The organism is Armatimonas sp., assembly GCF_043760365.1.
GTDB lineage: Bacteria > Armatimonadota > Armatimonadia > Armatimonadales > Armatimonadaceae > Armatimonas.
In genome coordinates, this window is the sequence record NZ_JAYUPA010000965.1 from 1 (window position 1) to 2,791 (window position 2,791).

General features: G+C 56.3%; 3 protein-coding genes. All 3 read left to right on the forward strand.

Annotated features, from left to right (window positions below):
- Window positions 1-729 (forward strand): histidinol-phosphatase (locus tag ACH2EH_RS24500; RefSeq protein ID WP_395145964.1); only part of this gene is annotated, 729 nt, incomplete at its 5' end.
- 1 nt (window position 730) lies between these two features.
- Window positions 731-1,543, forward strand: a complete 813-nt coding sequence (locus tag ACH2EH_RS24505; protein WP_395145966.1) for a TerC family protein — start codon at window positions 731-733, stop codon at window positions 1,541-1,543.
- Window positions 1,544-1,551: 8 nt separating this feature from the next.
- Window positions 1,552-2,791: phospholipid carrier-dependent glycosyltransferase (locus tag ACH2EH_RS24510; protein ID WP_395145968.1), on the forward strand; the 1,240-nt coding region annotated here is incomplete at its 3' end.

Genomic DNA, 2,791 nt, shown 5'->3' on the forward strand with positions numbered 1-2,791 from the left:
GGCCCCGCCTACTGGCTTGAGGGCGACCACGCCCAGCCCTGGGTGCAGATGGCCGTCTCCGAGCTGCCTAACTATGTCGCGGAGGCCGTGGCTATCAAAGAGCGCTACGCCGATGAGATTGCGCTGGCCGTGGGGATCGAGGCGGACTTTATCGAGGGCGACGAGGAGAAACTCGCCGCTTGGCTCGTGGCGCATCCCTTTGACTACGTTCTGGGCTCGGTGCACTACTGCCTCGGCCACAGTGTCTTTGACCGACGGCGCTGGAAGACGCAGCGGCCTGAGGCGATCTTTCGAGACTACTACCGGCAGGTGATTCTAGCCGCACGCTCCGGGCTCTTTGATATTCTCTCGCACCTCACCGTGATAGACACCTACTCGCCCGGAATGCCTGAAGCGCTTGCCGCCGAGCTCTACCCGGAAGTGGCAAGCGCAATTGCGGAGTCCGGCTGCATCGTGGAGATCAATACATCGTGTTACCGTAAACAACCTTTCTGGAATGAGCCGTACCCGAACCGCAAGATGCTGACGGAGCTGATCGCGCACGGTGTTCCCCTGACATTTGGCTCGGACTGTCACGCACCTGAGGAAGTCCGTTTTGCCCATGAAAAAGTTGAGGGATTACTACACTCGCTTGGCTTTATCTGCGAAGTGCAACCGAATCGGGTAAAACGAGGTCAGATTCAAACGTTTTTGGTTCCTCCGCATGGCGGGGGCGAGGGGGCAAGCTAGTTTGGAGAATCTTCTTAATTTTAGCTGGATGAGCAATCCAGGTGCCTGGATCGGGCTACTGACACTGGTGGCGCTGGAGATCGTGCTGGGGATAGACAATATTGTGTTTATTTCCATTCTCGCGGGCAAGCTCCCGCCGGAGCAGCAGGCTCAGGGCCGCAAGACGGGCATGGTGTTAGCGGTCATTCCCCGTCTTATTCTGTTGCTTTTCATTCCCTTGGTGCTGAGCTTTGAGAAAGGCATTCTCTCACTTCCCTTTCCCGACCCTGATCCGCATGCGGGTGGCAAGATGCTCTCGCTCTCGGTACAGGATCTGATTGTGCTGATAGGAGGCATTTTTCTACTTTATAAAGCCACTCATGAGATTCACAGCAAGCTAGAAGGGGACGGACATATTGAGGACGATCCCAAGGAGCGTAAGGTGGGTAGCGGTACGTTTGGTGCCGTTATGGTACAGATCATGCTCCTCAATATCGTTTTTTCCCTCGACTCAATTATCACGGCAATTGGGATGATTCCTAAAGAGCAGGTCATGGTGATGATTCTGGCCGTGCTCATCTCTACCATTGTTATGGCACTGACAGTTAACCCAGTGAGTCGGTTTGTGGAGAAACACCCGACTGTCAAGATGCTTGCCCTCTCTTTTTTGCTGATGATCGGTTTGACTTTGCTAATCGAGGCATTCCATGTGCATATTCCTAAGGGCTATGTTTACTTTGCAATGGGGTTCTCCGTTTTTGTCGAGATGCTAAACCTACGTGCGACTTCTGATAAGAAGAATAAGTCTGTGGAGCTTATCGAGCCTCGGCTATAATATAAACTATGGACAGCCTGACACCCGCTCACTTTATCCTGCCACTGACGGTGCTCGTGCTCGTCTGTTGGACCTTGCGCGGGTTTTTCCAGCTTAAAGAAGCGCAGGAGAAGCCTGGGCTGACACAGGAGCCGATGGAGCGACTGGACTACTTGCTCGCGGCAACTCTGGCCATGAGCTTCTTCTGCGTAATACTCGTTCGGCTGGACTTCCCTGCTAAAGCTGTCTTTGATGAGTGCTACCACTCCCGTACTGGGATGCAGTATCTTCTTGGGCAGAACCCCATGGAGTGGACTCACCCGCCGCTCGCGAAGCTGGTGATCGCCGGAGGGCTGAAGCTCTTCGGAGGGAACTTCAACCCCACTGAGGGGATCTACAAGCCCGACATGGGGTTTTCACATGCCGCGGCGTTTGGCTGGCGCTTTGGGAGCGCGGTCTTTGGAGCGCTCTCCGTATTGCTGATGTTCTTTCTCGCGCGGGCACTCACGGGCAACCGGCTTGCGGCACTATTGGCGACGGGAATGCTGGCGCTCGATGGGGTTTTCTTTGTCCAGAGCCGCATGGCCATGACCAATATCTACACGGTCTGCTTTATTCTGCTGGCGGCACTACTGGCCTGGACTTACAAAACCAAGCGAAACCCCCTGTGGCTGCCCGTGCTGGGAGTGGCGCTCGGCCTAGCGATTGCGACGCGCTGGACGACACTCTATGCCTTTGGATTGATCGCGCTCTGGCTACTCGCCCACGACCTGCCCCGTGTCGTGCAACACCCGAAAGTGCTGGCGTTGGCTGGGCTTGGCGTGGCGGTGCTGGGAGCGCTTTTTTTGCAGCTGCGCCGCTTCTACACTGCCGATACCGCCTACCCTGAGCAGCAGCGAGTGATTCTATCGGGACTGCTGTGGTGGCTGATCGGCGGAGTGCTTCTTTACGTGCTGGCCTATGCTGCTCTGCGGTGGAGCGAGCGGCGCTCAGACTGGGCGGCGCAGCTTGCGCTACCCGGCTGGTACCTGCTCTCGTTTATCGGGATTCCCGTGGCACTCTACCTGCTCTCCTACATTCCCTACATGCGCCAGAACCATGATGTATTCAAGGTATTCACCGAGCAGAAAGTGATGTGGGACTACCACGCGGGGATGAAAGAGACGCACCCGTACAGCTCACCCTGGTGGTCCTGGCCGCTGGTGCTGCGCCCCACCTGGTACGAGTACAGCAAAGTGGGGCCGGGCGACAATCGCATTGTCGGGATTT